Raw genomic sequence first — 16,696 nt, forward strand, 5'->3', positions numbered from 1 at the left:
AACTGATAGATAATTTTAACCGCCTGCTGGCCCACCTGCAAAACGCCTTCGAACTACAGCAAACCTTTGTGGCCAATGCATCGCACGAGCTGCGCACCCCGCTTACCAGTATTATGGGCGAGGTAGAAGTGGCCTTAGAGAAAAATCGTGACTCTGCCGAATACGAGCGCATTTTATCATCAATAGCCACCGATGGTGCCCGCCTGCAGGAAACCATCACCAGTTTAATGGAGCTGGCACAGGTAGATCTGAACTATACCCAGGCCAAACTATCGCCGGTTAGGGTAGATGAATTGATTTGGGAACTGGAGGAGCAATGGTCGGGCAGGAAAGGGCCGGGTATGCTCAAAATACAGTTAGCCAGTTTACCCGAGGACGAAGAGCTCCTCACTATTCCGGCCAATAAGCAGATGCTTTATATCGCCCTGAATAATATTATAGATAATGCCTTTAAATATTCGGAACCGCATCCTGTTACGCTGAGTTTTGAAGCGACTACAACTCATATAAAAATATCGGTCAGCGACCAGGGCCGGGGTATTACTAAAGAAAACGCCGGGAAGATCTTTCATCCATTCTTTAGGGCCAATAAGGATAAGTCAATTGCCGGCAGTGGTATTGGGTTGTATATTACCAGCAAAATAATTGAATTGTTCAAAGGGACCATAAGCGTGGAATCTGAGGGGCAGGGCAGTACCTTTATTGTTGAGTTTATAAAAAACAACACCCTCTCTTAAATTCTAATGCTATTCTAATTTGGTTCTAATGTATCTCTAATACACGTGCAATAGTTTTGGTGCTATCAAACAATTGCACTCATGTTACGCAGATATTATAGTTTTATAGTCCTATTTGCCCCATTCTTTTTATTGGGGCGCAATGCATACGCACAAACAGATACACTTAAGGTAACTTTTAAGGATGTCGAAAAAAGCTTCCTGACCAATAACTTAAGCCTTCTTGCTCAAAAGTACAATGTTGATGCCGCGCAGGCATTAGTTAAACAAGCCAAACTTTGGGATAACCCCGTTTTAAGTACCGACCAAAATATTACCGACGCCAACAAAAAGTTTTTTGACCATAGCAATGGCAACGGGCAAATACTTGTCCAACTAAGCCAGGTTTTTAAAACCGCCGGCAAACGTGGCAAACAAGTACAGGTAGCAAGCGATGATGTAAAAATCCAGCAGGCACAGTTTAATGACCTGTTGCGCAACCTGCATTATAACCTGTTACTTGATTTTTCGCAGGTGGCTAATCTGATAGACCAACGTAAGGTTTACCAAACCGAGATTGCATCGGCTACTAATATGGTTAACGCTACCGATAAATCTTACCAGGCCGGTAATAACTCGTTAAAAGACCTTATCCGCTTAAAGGCCTTATTATTTGGCTTGCAGAATGACATGGTAGAGATTGACCGCCAGATAAACGACCTGCAAAGCGAACTTAAAACTTTATTGGTTGCTAACGCGGATCAATTTATAGCCCCGCAAATAACCTTTAACAATAGCGATACAACACTCAACGCAGCCACGCTATCCGAACTGGCAAAGGCAAACCGGGGCGATTATTTGGCTAACCAATATTTGTTAGACCAAAATAATCATAACCTGTCCCTGCAAAAAGCTATGGCTGTGCCCGATATAACCATTGGAAGCACCTATGACCAGAACAGCAGCTACGCCCGCAACTTTGTAGGATTAGAGATAAGCCTGCCACTGCCTATTTTTAACCGCAACCAGGGCAATATCAAAAACGCCAAACTTGCCGCCCAAAGCCAGGAGTATACCCTTAAAAACAGCGAACTGCAATTGCAGAACGATGTGTATTCGGCTATACAGCAGTACAATTTAAGCCAGCAATTATTGGGTACCCGCGAGAATGACTTTTATAATAAGTACGATCAGTTGTTTAAGGGCATGTCTAAAGCATATCAGCAAAAGCAAATAAACCTGCAGGAGTTTGTAGACTTTTTTGACTCGTACCGCGAAACCAAACTAAAAATATTACAGCAGCAGCTAAACCTGCAAAAAGCCATTGCCGATTTAAATTACGCGGTAGGCACCACAGTTGTAAACCCATCATAAAAAGCACTACATCAGCATAAAAGAATAATGAAAAAACAAATAATATACGTTGGCCTGGCTTTAATAAGCCTTACCGCTTGCCAGGAGAAAAAAACCGGCACTATGGAAACCAAACAGGTTTGCATAAGCGATTCGCTGCAAAAAATGATAAAGATAGATACCGCTAAAAGCACACCGATGAAGGATGAGCTTACCCTATCCGGCGAGGTATCGTTTGATGAGAACAAAGTGGTAAAAGTATTCCCTTTTACAAGCGGGCAGGTAATGGAGGTTAAGGTTTCCCTGGGCGATAAAGTAACCAAAGGCCAAACCCTTGCCATTATACGCAGTGCGGATGTAGCCGGCAGCTATACCGATTTAAGTGCTACAAAATCTGACCTTGCCATAAACAAACGCCAGTTAGAACAAGCCGAATACCTGTACAAAAACGGGATATCAAGCGAACGCGATTATACCGAAGCTAAAGAAAATTACAACAAGGCAGTAGCTGCGAATAGCAAAGTCCGCGACCAAATTGCTATTAATGGCGGCGGTAATACCAATGCCAGCGGCTCACTTGTTATAAAAGCGCCGGGCAGCGGTTACATTGTAGAAAAGAATATCTCGGCAGGTAACTTTATCCGTCCTGATAACAGCAGCAGTTTGTTCACCATATCGGATATGAAGGATGTTTGGATCTGGGCAAACGTATTTGAAACAGACATAGCCAAAGTTAAAAAAGGCTATGATGCCAAAATAACAACACTGGCCTATCCGGATAAAACCTTTAACGGTAAAATAGACGAGATAAGCTCGGTACTTGACCCCGATAACAAGGTAATGAAAGTGCGCGTAGCCTTGGATAATAAGGATATGCTGTTAAAACCCGAGATGTTTACCAATGTGCTTATCTCAAATAAAGAGGGCTCAAGCTCGGTAGCTATCCCGGCATCGGCTGTGATATTTGATAGCAGCAAAAATTTTGTGGTGGTTTACAACAGCAAGTGCGACTTGCAGGTACGCGCGGTAAGTGTAATTAAAACGGTTGACGATATCACTTACATATCATCGGGTTTAAGGCCGGGAGATAAGGTGATCTCGAAAAGCCAGCTGCTGCTGTACAATGCTTTAACGGAAGATTAAACCGGACATTATTTATCTATTACACATTCCTCTAAGCATTTCTATTTTCTTTCAAACAAATGAACAAGCTAATTAAAAATATAATATACTTCTCGCTCAGGCACCGGGCGATGGTATTCTTTTTGACTGCGGTGCTGGCTGTATTGGGCGTCTGGAGTTATCTTAACACCCCGATTGAGACGTTCCCAGACGTTACCAATACGCAAATAATAGTTATTGCCCAATGGCCGGGCCGCAGCGCCGAAGAAGTGGAGAAAATGATCACCATCCCAATGGAAACCGTGCTTAACTCAGTACAAAAAAAGGTTAACCTGCGTACCACATCTTCGTTCGGCCTTTCGTACCTGCGTATCATATTTGATGACGATGTAGACGATGCCTTTGCCCGCCAGCAGGTGCTTAGCCGTCTGCAAAATGCTGATTTGCCGGATGGTGTAAAACCAGAGGTAGAACCCCCATACGGCCCAACCGGCGAGATCTATCGTTATACGCTTAAAAGCAAAACAGAATCTATCCACGATTTAACCGCCATACAGGATTGGATACTGGACCGTCAGTTTAAATCTATACAGGGTGTTGCCGATGTAAACAGCTTTGGCGGTGAGGAGAAAACTTACGAGGTGAGTGTAAACCCATCGTTGCTGCAGAAATACGGGTTAACATCGCTTGATGTGTACAACGCCATAAACCGCAGTAACATTAACGTGGGCGGCGATGTAATTGAGAAGAACGACCAGGCCTTTGTGGTGCGTGGTATAGGTTTGATCAACAACATCAGCGAGATACAGAACATCATTATTAAAAATGTAAATAACGTGCCTATACTGGCGCGTAATGTTGCCGATATAAAGGAAAGCGGATTACCACGTCTGGGGCAGGTAAGTCGCGACAGGCAAAAAGATGTTATTGAAGGTATCATAGTAATGCGCAAAGGGGAGAACCCGGCGGTAGTATTAGATAAGATACGTGAGAAGGTTGCCGACCTGAATGAAAATATCCTGCCAAAGGATGTGAAGATAGATACCTTTTACGACCGTACCAACCTGATGGATTTTTGTACAGAAACGGTTATTCATAACCTGTTGGAAGGTATAGTGCTGGTAACGGTTATTGTGTTCCTGTTCATGGCCGATTGGCGGACAACTTTAACGGTGGCCATCATCATTCCGTTGGCATTGCTCTTTGCCTTTATATGTATGCGTATAAAGGGAATGACGGCCAATCTATTATCGATGGGGGCGGTAGATTTTGGTATTATCATAGATGGTGCCGTGGTAATGGTGGAGGGAATCTTCGTAGCGCTCGACCATCGTGCCAAAGAATTAGGCATGGAAAAGTTTAACAAGATCGCTAAGCTTGGCTTGTTCAAGAATGTTGGTGCGGAGATGGGTAAAGCTATCTTCTTTTCCAAACTGATCATCATTACATGCTTAATCCCAATCTTCGCTTTCCAGAAGGTAGAGGGTAAAATGTTTTCGCCATTGGCTTATACATTAGGCTTTGCCTTGTTGGGTGCGCTGATATTTACACTTACCCTGGTACCTGCATTGTCAAGTATCCTGCTAAGAAAAAACGTTAGAGAGAAACATAACCCGGTAGTGCTGTTTTTTGAGAACGGGATCCGTAAAATGTTTGGCTTTACTTATAAAAACCAAAAATTGAGTCTCATCATCGCCTTTAGTTTTATGGCGATAACTTTCTTCTCGGCTAAGTTCCTGGGGACGGAGTTCCTTCCTGATCTGAATGAAGGCGCCCTATGGGTAGAAGCAGAATTGCCAATGAGTGTATCATTGAACCAGGCCGAAAACATCAACCAAAAAATGATGCAGATACTGGAGAAATTCCCCGAGGTGAAGCAAACGTTGGCACAGGTAGGCCGTACCAACGATGGTACCGACCCTAAGGGTTTCTTTAACGTGCAGATCCAGGTCGACCTGAAGAATAAAAAGCAATGGCCAAGCGGTGTAAGCGAGGAAGAACTGATTGACCAGATGGATCAACAGCTGCGTAAACTGCCGGGTATTGTATTTAACTATTCGCAACCTATTCGCGATAACGTGGACGAAGCCGTGGCTGGTGTAAATGCCAGCATGGCCGTTAAAATATTCGGGCCTGATTTTGAAACGCTGGATAAAAAAGCAGATGCGGTACTTAAAGTGCTGAAGGATGTAAAAGGTGTAGACGATTTAGGCGTGCTACGTAATCTTGGCCAACCCGAGTTTAGGATAGAGCTTGATCAGCAGAAAATGGCGTTGTATGGTGTTGCAACTGCCGATGCAAACTCGGTGATAGAGATGGCCATAGGCGGTAAAGCTGCCACGCAATTGTATGAGGGCGAGCGTAAGTTCGACATCCGCTTGCGTTATCAGAAACAATATCGCGATACAGAAGAGAAAATAGAGAACCTGATGGTACCTACCATGAATGGCTCAAAAATATCCATTAAGGAGATCTCAACAATTAAACAACTGACCGGTCCGGCATTTATCTTCAGGGATAATAACACGCGCTATATAGCAGTCAAATTTAGTGTGCGTGGCCGCGACCTGGGCAGTACCATTGCCGAAGCGCAGAAAAAAGTTAATGCTGCTGTTAAACTGGATAAAGGTTATGCCTTTACCTGGAACGGCGAATTTGAGAACCAGATCCGTGCTTCAAATACATTAGCGCACGTTGTGCCTATTTGTTTACTGGTTATCTTCCTGATACTATATATCACCTTTGGCAATGCTAAAGATGCTATGCTTACCATTATGAACGTACCGTTCGCGCTTATAGGCGGGATACTGGCACTGCATATTACCCATACCAACTTCAGCATATCTGCCGGTATTGGTTTTATAGCCTTGTTTGGTGTATGTATTCAAAATGGTGTGATATTGATATCTGTGTTCCGCAAGAACCTGGAAGCCCATATGCAGCTTGATACAGCCATATTAGAAGGTGTGGTATCACGTGTGCGCCCGGTGGTTATGACCGCCCTGATGGCTGCCATAGGCCTTATGCCTGCCGCTTTATCAACCGGTATTGGCAGCGAAACCCAAAAGCCCTTAGCCATTGTGGTTATAGGCGGGTTAATTACTTCAACTATTCTTACCCTCTTAATATTACCTGTTATTTATGCAATGGTTTATCGATTGATCCATAGACGTGAAAACCGGAAACTATTAGAAAGGATAGGTGTAGTTAGTGCTTAGTTTATTGTTTGAAACATTGTATCGCCCTAAGGTAAACCGCGAGGGTTTACTTTAGGGACTGCAATGTTACCGAAGCAATATCCTGCAATGTTTTTTCATCGGCACCTGAACGGGCTGTTACCCTTAAGCCGCTAATGGTGTTAAATATGAACCTTGCAATAGCAAGAGGAGTACTGTCCTGATTTATCTGGCCACTTTTTTGGCCTTTTTCTATAGCCCTGGTTAAGGCATCTACAACACTTTGGTTGTTCAGGTTTACCAGATTTTTTATTTCCGGATCATGGCTGGAAAGTTCAACGGCAGTATTCACCATAAAGCAGCCCTTGGTTAAGTCATCCTTAATACTTTCCTGAATTATCCTGTCAAAAATTTCTTTTACAACTTCGTAGATATTATCTGCATTGTTTAGTAGTGATAATACAGCACTGGTTTGCTTATCCTGGTAGTGTTTAAGCGATTTGGTAAACAACGTGCGTTTATCTGTATAGGTATTATACAGGCTGGAACGATTGATGCCCAAGCCATCCACAAGGTCTTGTGCCGATGTTGCATAATAGCCCTTTTCCCAAAATAGGTTTACCGCTTTTTCCAGCAGTTCATCCTCGTCAAATTCCTTCTTGCGTGCCATGATATAATTAGTTAAAACAAAATTACCGATTTGAAACGTTTGTTCCAAATCGGTATAAAAAAATAGGATGATGTTAATTAATACATTACTGCGTTAACGGTAAGGCCGCCATCAACTGTAATTTCGGTACCGGTGATAAATGATGCATCATCAGAAGCCAGGAACCTAACCACGTTTGCAATTTCTTCTGATTTACCAAAACGTTTCAATAAAATACGTTCGGCTAATACAGTTCCAAAACCATTCACTTCTTCTTCGGTTAAACCCAATTTGTCATATATAGGGGTAGCAACAGGGCCGGGAGATATCGCGTTTACACGGATGTTACGTGGTGCAAGCTCCTGGGCCAAAATTCTATTAAATGATATAATAGCGGCTTTACTAGCACCGTAAACACTACTGCCCGGCATGCCCAAAACTGCGTTAACCGATGTGTTAAATATAATAGATGCACCATCATTTAATATGGGGATGAACTTTTGAACGGTGAAGTAAACGCCTTTTACATTAGCGTTCATAATGCCGTCAAAATGTGCTTCGGGAGCAGTTTCAACCGGACTAAAATTGGCTATACCTGCGTTAAGGAACAAGATATCCACTTTGCCAAATTGGGCTTTTACTTCTGCTACTAAACTATCTATCTGATCTAAATTGCTTTGGTCAGATACAATGCCTGTAACACCAAGTTCCTGGGCTGCCTTAGCAACCGAATCTTTATTACGGCCGGTGATGATAACCCGGGCACCTTTATCGGCTAATTCTTTTGCTGATGCGTAACCAATACCGCTGTTACCACCTGTAACTACGGCAACTTTGTTTGCTAAAATTTTCATTTTTTATGTGTTAATTTTTGTTTTTGTGATTTGATAGACAAATGTAATCATATTGAAACGTTCGTTCCAAATTAAATCAAAAAATAATGGAACGTTTGTTCCATTATTGCAATTCTCTTACAAACCCGACCGGAATATCATCCTAAACGACTGGTCGCGGCTAATGTATGACACCGCCCAGTTGTACAATGTCTGCAGTTTGTTACGATAGTTTACCAATGATATCAAGTGAATAAACAACCACATAAATAAGGCAATAATGCCGCTGAAGTGTAGTTTATGCTTAAACAGGTCTACCACAGCATGGTTCCTACCTATAATGGCCATATCGCCTTTATCAAAGTATTTAAAGGCTTTTAAGGGTTTGCCTTTCGCCATAGCTATAAAGTTATTGGCAAGCGTTTTTCCTTGCTGTATGGCAACCTGCGCTATTTGTGGGTGGCCAATAGGGTAGGCAGCATCTGTTGTAAGGATAGCGGCATCGCCAATGGCGTATATATTATCTAACCCCTGTACTTTGTTATACTGGTCGGTTATCATACGTTTACCTGCGCCCAGGCTGGTTACCGGTATCCCGTCAAATGTATTGGCCGTAATACCTGCCGCCCATATCAAGGTTTTTGATTCAATAACTTCGCCGTTTGATAAGGTTACTTTATCGTCAACATAATCGCTTACACGGGTGTTCAGCTTAACTTTAACGCCAAGGTTAGTGAGTACTTTATAAGCCTCCTTGTGTGTTTTTTCGCTCATGGCGCCTAACAGGTTGGGGCTGCCATCAACAATATATATACCGCCGGGCTGGTTGATAAGTTCGGGGTAGTCTTTTTTGAAAATGTAGTTTTTCATTTCGGCTAACATGCCCGATACCTCAACACCTGTAGGGCCGCCACCGGCAACTACTATGGTAAGCATCTTTTTACGCTCGGCAGGGTCTTGGGTAATGGTTGCCTTTTCCAGTGTTTTTAATAAAGCGTTACGCATGCGCAGGCCATCGTCAATGGTTTTCATGGGGATGGCATTCTTTTCAATATTTTCGTTACCGAAGAAATTGGTTTTGGCGCCTGTTGCAAACACCAGGTAATCGTAACTTATTTCGCCGTCTTTTAAATAAACGGTTTGGCTGGCCGGGTCAATTTTTACCGGTTCGCCCATACGGAAGCTAATTTGATCCTTACGAAATAATTTACGGAAAGGATAACTGATGCTTGATGGTTCCAGGAAACTGGTTGATACCTGGTAAAGCAGTGGAGGGAAGTAATTGTAGTTGTTTTTATCTACCAGGGTAACCTGGTAGTTTTTGTTTTTTGCCACGTTTTGTGCAAAGTTTACACCGGCAAACCCTCCCCCAATAACCACAATTTTTTTAGCAATGCCAAGCCTGTCGCCTGTTGCATCTGCCGGGTTAGAAAGATCGCTCATTTCTGTAGATTTATGTTTGTCACCATTATAAATGACGATGTAAATATACTTATTGTATTTTATACACTATGTAGTATTTGGCATATTTTACACAACGCTGATAGTGTGAAAGTAAGCAAATTAACGGCCACAAAAAAACCGCTTTTAAACAAGTTAAAAGCGGTTTTTAATATTGCTGCGAGAGCGGTATTGGCTACAAATAAGATTGCAGCGCACCACTGCGCGATGATTGTTTTATACGTTGCAGCGCCTTGTCTTTTATCTGACGAACACGTTCGCGGGTTAGTACAAATTTCTCGCCTATTTCTTCTAAGGTATGGGTATTGTTGTTACCTAAACCGTAAAATAATACAAGAACTTCGCGGTCGCGCTCGCCTAATTTAGATAGGGAACGTGCCAGCTCGGTAGCAAGCGAATCATGTATCAGCATGCTATCTGTAGTAGGGTCGTCGTTATGCATTACATCCAGCAAAGTGCCTTCTTCACCTTGTTGAAAAGGCGCGTCGATAGATACCTGGCGGCCCGAATTACGTAACGAGTCGGCGATTTTTTCAACCGTAGTTTCCAGGCATTCTGCCAGTTCTTCGGGTGTAGCTTCGCGCTCAAATTCCTGCTCCAGTTTTGACTGTGTTTTGCGGATCTTGCTTAATGTACCAATTTGGTTCAATGGCAACCTAACCGAGCGTGATTGATCTGATATGGCCGAAATAATAGATTGACGGATCCACCATACCGCGTATGATATAAACTTAAAACCTTTAGTTTCATCAAAACGACGGGCGGCTTTTATCAGACCAAGGTTTCCCTCGTTAATAAGGTCGCCAAGGGTAATACCCTGATTTTGATATTGTTTTGCTACAGATACCACAAAACGAAGGTTAGCTTTTGTAAGGCGCTCTAATGCTGCCTGGTCGCCTTCGCGTATTTTTTGTGCCAGGATAACTTCTTCCTGAGCAGTGATGAGGTCTACTTTACCGATCTCTGTTAAGTATTTATCAAGCGATTGGGTCTCGCGGTTGGTAATGGATTGACTTATCTTAAGTTGTCTCATTTAATGGGGAATAATGCGGCTATAATGCCGGCAATTAAACAATTTGCTAAACTTTAAAAGAGCGGGGACGGGTACTTTTGAATGGCCCGGAAAAAAAATAAAAGCATTCTCCGATTAAAGAGAATGCTTCACGATCATTAATTATAGTGTATTAAGCTACTTTAACTTTTACCGCGTTAGGGCCTTTTTTGCCTTCTTCTACTTCATACTGTACAGTATCATTCTCGCGTATGCGATCAACTAAACCTGATGAGTGAACAAACACTTCTTTGCCACCGTTACTTGGGGTGATGAATCCAAAACCCTTTTCTTCGTTAAAAAATTTTACTGTTCCTTGTTGCATTATATTGATTTAAATAGTGACAAATATACCTTAAATTATTCATTAATTAGTATAAATATGTAATTGATACACTTTTAGTTATAGTCAAGGTGTGTTTATAGCTAAAAATGACAATGAATTGTTTTTCGCGCTGATCAAACATTATCTATTTGTCAACCAATCATCACAATATTATGTTTGCACCAATCTGCAAATACCTGCAGCGCTTTTTTACGTTTATAGTGCAATGATGGTAAACCAGCATCATTTTCAAAATATATATGAAGAAAATAATCTTTCAAATAGCCCTATTATTAATCAGCGGCGTGGCTGCTTTTGCAGGCACAACTCCAAATCCCCCAACCAATGCTAAGGCTAAAATTGATACTGCCACATTTGCCACAGGCTGCTTTTGGTGTACCGAAGCAAAGTTTCAGCAACTAAGAGGTGTTAAAAAAGTGGTTTCGGGCTTTAGCGGGGGCAAAGTTGCCAACCCAACTTACGAGCAGGTTTGTACCGGTACCACCGGCCATGCCGAAGCTTGCAATATCATCTATGATCCATCGCAAATAAGTTATGATGAATTGCTGGCTGCATTCTTTGTAGCGCATGACCCAACACAGCTTAACCGCCAGGGTAATGATGTAGGCACGCAATACCGGTCGGCTATATTTTATCACAACGCGGCCCAAAAGCAAAAAGCCGAATACTACATTGGTAAATTAAATGCCGAAAAGGCTTATAAAAACAAAATAGTTACTCAGGTAAGCCCTTACACGGCTTTTTATAAGGCCGAAGATTACCACCAGAATTACTTTAACCAAAATAAAGGCAGCAACCCATACTGTAAATATGTAATACAGCCCGAACTGGATAAGTTTAAAAAAGTATTCAAAAACAAACTGAAGAACTAAAAATGAAACCGATATACATCACCGTGTTATTATTACTGTGCTTTACCTGCACGTTTGCGCAGCATTTAAAAAGCGCGAAAGGCCACGAGAATAACCCATACTATTCCAATACAGATACCAGCCCCATAAAGGTATCAGATACCGAGTGGAAAAAGATACTGCCGCCTGCATTGTACGCGACCGCCCGTGAACAGGCCACAGAACGCCCTTTTACGGGTCAGTTTTGGAACAAAAGCGCCAAAGGAACCTACTATTGTGCTGTTTGCGGTAACAAACTATTCAGGTCTGATGCTAAGTTTGCAAGCAACTGCGGCTGGCCAAGTTTTTACGAACCGGTAAGGAAGAACAGCGTAATTTATAAAGAAGATAATTCGGTTGGGATGGAACGTACCGAGGTGATCTGCGCGCGATGCAATTCGCACCTGGGGCATATATTTGATGATGGCCCGGCACCCACCTATAAAAGGTTTTGCATGAACTCCGTTTCTTTAGATTTTCAGCCAGACTGATAAGAAGTATATTTAGCATTTAAGACAGGCAACTATCCATCAACCGGCACCGTAATGTTTATAGCAAAACTACCGGTTGATGATATTTACTAACGATAATCTATTAGAATTTAAAAAGGGTTACGGCCAGCCATATATTGACAATTCCCGGCAGGGGATAGCTATAAACCATACAAAAAACCTTCATAATTTATCAGGTTCACCGCTTGTAAAAAAGCACAATATTATACTTAAACGGATAATAGATGTGGCTATGTCTGCCACGGTAACTGTATTCCTGCTTTCGTGGTTGTTACCGGTGTTAGCCCTAATGATAAAACTGGATTCGCCAGGGCCGGTGTTTTTTATACAAAAGAGAAACAAGAGAAATGGCAGGATCTTTAATTGCATTAAACTGCGCACCATGCTTGTCGAAACAAATGGCGATAGTTTATCGCCCTTAACAGATGCCGGGCGGATCACCACATTAGGCAGGTTTTTACGCAAAAGCCATTTAGACGAATTACCGCAGTTTATTAATGTGCTTATCGGCGATATGTCTGTTGTAGGGCCAAGGCCGCACATGCTGTCCGAAAATGAAAAGTTTAGCGAGTTGTTAGAGAGTTATAACAATCGCCATCATGTAAAACCGGGCATAACCGGCTTGGCACAATCTCATGGTTTTTATGGCCCCATCATTGATATACAGCACCTGAACGGAAAGACCGAATATGATATTTTTTACATCAAAAACTGGTCGGCCCTGATGGATGCAAAAATAGTGTTCAGAACTATTGGCCATACTTTGAAGAAACTACAATCCTGATCCAAAAGCTTTGAAATATCTTGCCACAGCCATTTTAAGCATACTTAATAAGCAGGAAAAGCAAAAGATAGGCAGCCTGATCATACTCGACCTGGTTATAGGCATACTTGACATCGCTTTTTTAGGGGGCATGTTATTGGTTATAAATTTTTATACCAACGGCGGGGCTGCTACTCCACCGGTTATCACACAATATTTTAATAAAGATTCCTTGCTGCTAATCAGCGGGTTTTTCCTGCTTTTTGGGTTGAAGAACTGGTTGGGTTACCGCATAACCAGGTCACAAAACTTTTTCTTTTACCGGGTAGCCTCGCGCTTATCTGACAGGAATATAAGGCAGTATTTAAAAGATAGCTACATCCGGTTTATCAATGTAGATTCATCCGTGCTTATTCGTAAAATAAGCCAGCAGCCCATCGAGTTCAGCAATTATATCCTCACCAATGTGCAGCAGGTGGTATCACAAAGCATCCTGATATTTTTCACCATTGTTGCTATTCTGTTCTATCACCCATCGCTGTTTTTACTGCTTTTTGTGTTGCTGTTGCCCCCCGTGGTTTTGCTGGCCTGGTTCATCAGGAAACGATTAAAAAACATACGTGCCGATAATAAAATAACCAGCGAAAAAACAATCCAGCATCTGCAGGAAACATTAGCCGGATACGTAGAAAGCAATGTTTTTGGGAAGGATGATTTTTTTGTAAATCGGTACTACGGCTATCAAAACAGACTAAACGAAAATATTGCCACCCAGCAAACTTTACAGGGGCTGCCATCACGGTTGATAGAGGTATTCGCTATCCTCGGTTTTTTTATACTGGTTGCTATTAATAAATGGAGCGCCAACTCCCCCGGTATCAATCTGCTGAATATCGGCATTTTTATGGCCGCATCATATAAGATCATCCCCGGGATAGTAAAAATACTGAACAGCACAGGGCAGATAAAAGCCTATGAGTTTACCCTGAAGGACCTGCAGCCATCAGCAGAAATTACACAGGAGAGTACATCATACCTTCCGGCACCTATAACCTCTTTAAATTTTTATAAGGTAGCTTTCGGGTTTAAAGATCGGCAGGTTTTAAATAATTGCAGTTTTGAAATAGGTGCAGGTGACATGGCGGGTATCTCGGGACATTCCGGCTTAGGTAAAACTACTATAGTTAATTTGTTGCTTGGTTTTTTAGATCAGGATGCCGGCGTTATCATGATCAATGATACTATAACCGATAAGGCTGACAGGCAAAATTACTGGCCGCGTATATCGTATGTTAAACAGCAGGGCTTTTTTATAAACGATACCATTCTTAAAAATATAGTTCTAACGGATGGCACGTATAATGCGGGTAAATTGGCCGAAGCAGTTAGCATTTGCAGCATTGATAATATGCTGATTGAATATCCCGAAGGCATAAACAAACTTATTACCGAGAACGGCAAAAACATGAGTGGCGGCCAGCGACAAAGAATAGTTCTTGCCCGTGCGTTATACCACGATTTTGATATGTTGATACTGGATGAACCTTTTAATGAAATGGATGCCGCAGCAGAAAACATTATCCTAAGCAGGTTAAAGCAATTTACGCAACAAGGAAAGATAATACTCTTCATTACCCATAACCAGGAAAGCCTGGCTTTCTGCAACAAAATTATTCTACCCAATGGCAACTGATAAACCCCAGGCCCTTATCATACTTACACCCGGTTTCCCCGCCAATGAAGCCGACAGCACCTGTATTACGCCGCTGCAAGTATTTGTAAAATCACTTCAGCAAAATTATCCGGGCGTTAAGATCATTGTACTAACTTTTCAATACCCATTTGTTGCGGAAAATTATAGGTGGAACAATGTAAATGTGATTGCGTTTGGTGGCAAAGGGAAGGGTAAGCTTTTCCGCTTGATGGTATGGTTTCGGGTTTGGCAACGTTTAAAAAAGTTAAACAGGCAATACCACATCATAGGCTTGTTAAGCTTTTGGCTGAACGAATGCGCTTTTATAGGCAGCAAGTTTGCCCGGCTTAAAGGCTTAAAACATTATTGCTGGCTGCTTGGGCAGGATGCAAAAGCGGGCAATGGTTACGTGCCCCGTTTAAACATGAAAGGCGATGAGTTGATTGCCATATCAGATTTTATTGTAAAAGAATACAACAGAAACTACAATGTAAAGCCAGAACATGTTATCCCGATAGGGCTGGATACTTCCTTATTTGGTAAGGGTGAAATTGAAAAAGATATAGACATTATAGGCGTTGGCTCGCTGATACCCCTTAAACAGTACCACATTTTTGTAGAAACAATTAGTTTGTTAAAAGTGTACTATCCTAATATAAAAGTCATTATCTGTGGCGATGGGCCAAAAATGGGGCGTTTATCGGCAATGATAAAATCTTTCGGACTTGAAAATAATTTAGTGCTAAAGGGCGAATTACCGTACCCGGAAATATTAAAATTAATGCAGCGTTCAAAAATATTGCTGCATACCTCTGCCTATGAGGGGTTCGGTTATGTAAACCTTGAAGCGCTGTATGCCGGGGCCAGTGTAGTAAGTTTTGTAAAGCCCATGGATGAACCCGTACCCAACTGGCATATTGTAAATAATGAGAAGGATATGATGCAAAAAGTAAAAGCCATTTTATCTGATACCAAACACAGTCCCCGGGCAATATTACCGTATAATGTAACTGATAGTGCAAAGGCTATGATGGCGCTTTTCGGTTTATAGCGATGTTGCTATTTTGCTGATCTTACCGGCTATGGCTTCAAAAGAAAGCGTGTTTTTGAAATGATTTAACGTTAGTTGTCGCTTTTCTTCTACATCCATATGCAAAGTTTGGTTTAAGGCGGATAGCATGGCCTGTTCATTACCGGGCGGATATAAAATGCCGCAATTGCCATTATCTGTTATCATCCTAAAAGAAAGAATATCGGTAACTACAGGTATGCACCCGCATGACATTGCCTCGCAAATAGCCGCGCCGCTACCTTCATAATGCGATCCCGAAACAATAAAATCAACGCTATTGAACCAGTATAGCAGATCCTCATGTGATACCTTACCGATCAGCTTAATGGCATTGGTCTGTAAGGCTTTTATATCGTTTACAAGCTCATCGGTATGATATATCATATACAGCCGGGCGTCGGGGTTACTCTCTGTGAATGCTACAAAAGCTTTGACAACGGTTAACGGGTCTTTATTATCGTTGAGGCGGCCTACCCATAAAAAGGCCTTGTTGCCGCTAATGCCTGTCTTTTCGCGGGCAAGGTCTCTATCTATCGGGTAAAAAACAGAGGACACTTCCATCACCTCGTATATTTTTGATGCATTGGCGAGGTTACCATTTGTTACCCATTCTGCACCCATAGCATATGATGCAAACAAGTAGGCATCTACACAGCGGTCGGCTAATTTTTGCAGGGTCTTTTTTAAGCCGGAGAAAGGCTTTTCCGCGTGATTCTGGACAATTATTTTCACACCTGGCCCCAGCAACAAACGCAGCTGAATAACCTGTAAAGGGAAATGCAAGCCTTGAATAAACACCACATCGGGTTTTAATCGCTTTATGTATTGATGTAGCTTTAATGGAAAAAAACGTAAGGAGTTACGCCCGAAACGTAGAAAACGGTAATCGGCACCATTGTTAAAAAACTGTCCTTCGTAGTTTATTTGTTCAATACTTATTACTTCATTAGTTTGGCTTAATGCTTCTAAAATTCCGCTATATGCATTAATGCGTTTTAGCCATGCCTGCGGCTGGCTAAACTCTTCGGTATACACATAACTGGCAAAAACAAACCTCAT

General features: G+C 42.0%; 15 protein-coding genes. 9 read left to right on the forward strand and 6 right to left on the reverse strand.

The features are described 5' to 3' along the window. From JWQ85_RS02485 to JWQ85_RS02500, 4 genes are all read left to right on the forward strand, one after another. Positions 1–737, forward strand: a 737-nt coding sequence (locus JWQ85_RS02485; RefSeq protein WP_299463415.1) for a HAMP domain-containing sensor histidine kinase, incomplete at its 5' end; no start/stop codon positions are given. 81 nt (positions 738–818) lie between these two features. Then, on the forward strand, positions 819–2,090 hold the full coding sequence (locus JWQ85_RS02490; protein ID WP_299463418.1) for a TolC family protein: 1,272 nt from the start codon (positions 819–821) through the stop codon (positions 2,088–2,090). 27 nt (positions 2,091–2,117) lie between these two features. Next, on the forward strand, positions 2,118–3,212 hold the full coding sequence (locus JWQ85_RS02495) for an efflux RND transporter periplasmic adaptor subunit (protein ID WP_299463421.1): 1,095 nt from the start codon (positions 2,118–2,120) through the stop codon (positions 3,210–3,212). 59 nt (positions 3,213–3,271) lie between these two features. After that, positions 3,272–6,409, forward strand: a complete 3,138-nt coding sequence (locus tag JWQ85_RS02500) for a CusA/CzcA family heavy metal efflux RND transporter (protein WP_299463424.1) — start codon at positions 3,272–3,274, stop codon at positions 6,407–6,409. Between the two features lie 46 nt (positions 6,410–6,455). Here JWQ85_RS02500 and JWQ85_RS02505 read toward each other — a convergent pair whose 3' ends face one another. The 5 genes from JWQ85_RS02505 to JWQ85_RS02525 form a co-directional block, all read right to left on the reverse strand. Next, on the reverse strand, positions 6,456–7,037 hold the full coding sequence (locus JWQ85_RS02505; RefSeq protein ID WP_299463427.1) for a TetR/AcrR family transcriptional regulator: 582 nt from the start codon (positions 7,035–7,037) through the stop codon (positions 6,456–6,458). Positions 7,038–7,114: 77 nt separating this feature from the next. Beyond that, complete coding sequence (locus JWQ85_RS02510; protein ID WP_299463430.1) at positions 7,115–7,870, reverse strand: SDR family oxidoreductase; 756 nt, start codon at positions 7,868–7,870, stop codon at positions 7,115–7,117. A 117-nt stretch (positions 7,871–7,987) separates the two neighbouring features. Next, the gene (locus tag JWQ85_RS02515; protein WP_299463433.1) at positions 7,988–9,292 is read right to left on the reverse strand and encodes an NAD(P)/FAD-dependent oxidoreductase; all 1,305 of its coding nucleotides are present in this window, start codon (positions 9,290–9,292) and stop codon (positions 7,988–7,990) included. Between the two features lie 193 nt (positions 9,293–9,485). Continuing rightward, on the reverse strand, positions 9,486–10,343 hold the full coding sequence (locus JWQ85_RS02520; protein WP_299463436.1) for an RNA polymerase sigma factor RpoD/SigA: 858 nt from the start codon (positions 10,341–10,343) through the stop codon (positions 9,486–9,488). Positions 10,344–10,494: 151 nt separating this feature from the next. Continuing rightward, positions 10,495–10,686: a cold-shock protein gene (locus JWQ85_RS02525; RefSeq protein WP_129875592.1), complete on the reverse strand. Its 192-nt coding sequence runs from the start codon at positions 10,684–10,686 to the stop codon at positions 10,495–10,497. Between the two features lie 260 nt (positions 10,687–10,946). Between JWQ85_RS02525 and msrA the strand changes: the two genes are divergently transcribed. The 5 genes from msrA to JWQ85_RS02550 all read left to right on the forward strand — a co-directional run bounded on the left by msrA (position 10,947) and on the right by JWQ85_RS02550 (position 15,616). Then, positions 10,947–11,579, forward strand: coding sequence for a peptide-methionine (S)-S-oxide reductase MsrA (gene msrA, locus JWQ85_RS02530; protein ID WP_299463443.1), 633 nt, complete (start codon positions 10,947–10,949; stop codon positions 11,577–11,579). A gap of 2 nt (positions 11,580–11,581) precedes the next feature. Beyond that, the gene (gene msrB, locus JWQ85_RS02535; RefSeq protein ID WP_299463446.1) at positions 11,582–12,088 is read left to right on the forward strand and encodes a peptide-methionine (R)-S-oxide reductase MsrB; all 507 of its coding nucleotides are present in this window, start codon (positions 11,582–11,584) and stop codon (positions 12,086–12,088) included. A gap of 79 nt (positions 12,089–12,167) precedes the next feature. After that, complete coding sequence (locus tag JWQ85_RS02540; RefSeq protein ID WP_299463450.1) at positions 12,168–12,893, forward strand: sugar transferase; 726 nt, start codon at positions 12,168–12,170, stop codon at positions 12,891–12,893. A 10-nt stretch (positions 12,894–12,903) separates the two neighbouring features. Then, positions 12,904–14,565: an ABC transporter ATP-binding protein gene (locus tag JWQ85_RS02545; RefSeq protein ID WP_299463453.1), complete on the forward strand. Its 1,662-nt coding sequence runs from the start codon at positions 12,904–12,906 to the stop codon at positions 14,563–14,565. Next, on the forward strand, positions 14,555–15,616 hold the full coding sequence (locus JWQ85_RS02550; protein ID WP_299463456.1) for a glycosyltransferase family 4 protein: 1,062 nt from the start codon (positions 14,555–14,557) through the stop codon (positions 15,614–15,616). The genes JWQ85_RS02545 and JWQ85_RS02550 overlap by 11 nt, the downstream gene beginning before the upstream one ends. Here the strand turns inward: JWQ85_RS02550 and JWQ85_RS02555 are convergent. Then, entirely contained in the window at positions 15,611–16,696 is a 1,086-nt protein-coding gene (locus JWQ85_RS02555; protein ID WP_299463459.1) for a glycosyltransferase family 4 protein, read from the reverse strand. The genes JWQ85_RS02550 and JWQ85_RS02555 overlap by 6 nt on opposite strands.

The sequence above is a fragment of the Mucilaginibacter sp. genome (assembly GCF_028288105.1).
In the GTDB taxonomy this organism is placed as follows: domain Bacteria; phylum Bacteroidota; class Bacteroidia; order Sphingobacteriales; family Sphingobacteriaceae; genus Mucilaginibacter.

Coding starts and splice junctions, on each gene's coding strand:
- JWQ85_RS02490 (WP_299463418.1), top strand. CDS start 819: ATGTTACGCAGATATTATAGTTTTATAGTCCTATTTGCCCCATTCTTT.
- JWQ85_RS02495 (WP_299463421.1), top strand. CDS start 2,118: ATGAAAAAACAAATAATATACGTTGGCCTGGCTTTAATAAGCCTTACC.
- JWQ85_RS02500 (WP_299463424.1), top strand. CDS start 3,272: ATGAACAAGCTAATTAAAAATATAATATACTTCTCGCTCAGGCACCGG.
- JWQ85_RS02505 (WP_299463427.1), bottom strand. CDS start 7,037: ATGGCACGCAAGAAGGAATTTGACGAGGATGAACTGCTGGAAAAAGCG.
- JWQ85_RS02510 (WP_299463430.1), bottom strand. CDS start 7,870: ATGAAAATTTTAGCAAACAAAGTTGCCGTAGTTACAGGTGGTAACAGC.
- JWQ85_RS02515 (WP_299463433.1), bottom strand. CDS start 9,292: ATGAGCGATCTTTCTAACCCGGCAGATGCAACAGGCGACAGGCTTGGC.
- JWQ85_RS02520 (WP_299463436.1), bottom strand. CDS start 10,343: ATGAGACAACTTAAGATAAGTCAATCCATTACCAACCGCGAGACCCAA.
- JWQ85_RS02525 (WP_129875592.1), bottom strand. CDS start 10,686: ATGCAACAAGGAACAGTAAAATTTTTTAACGAAGAAAAGGGTTTTGGA.
- msrA (WP_299463443.1), top strand. CDS start 10,947: ATGAAGAAAATAATCTTTCAAATAGCCCTATTATTAATCAGCGGCGTG.
- msrB (WP_299463446.1), top strand. CDS start 11,582: ATGAAACCGATATACATCACCGTGTTATTATTACTGTGCTTTACCTGC.
- JWQ85_RS02540 (WP_299463450.1), top strand. CDS start 12,168: ATGATATTTACTAACGATAATCTATTAGAATTTAAAAAGGGTTACGGC.
- JWQ85_RS02550 (WP_299463456.1), top strand. CDS start 14,555: ATGGCAACTGATAAACCCCAGGCCCTTATCATACTTACACCCGGTTTC.
- JWQ85_RS02555 (WP_299463459.1), bottom strand. CDS start 16,696: ATGAGGTTTGTTTTTGCCAGTTATGTGTATACCGAAGAGTTTAGCCAG.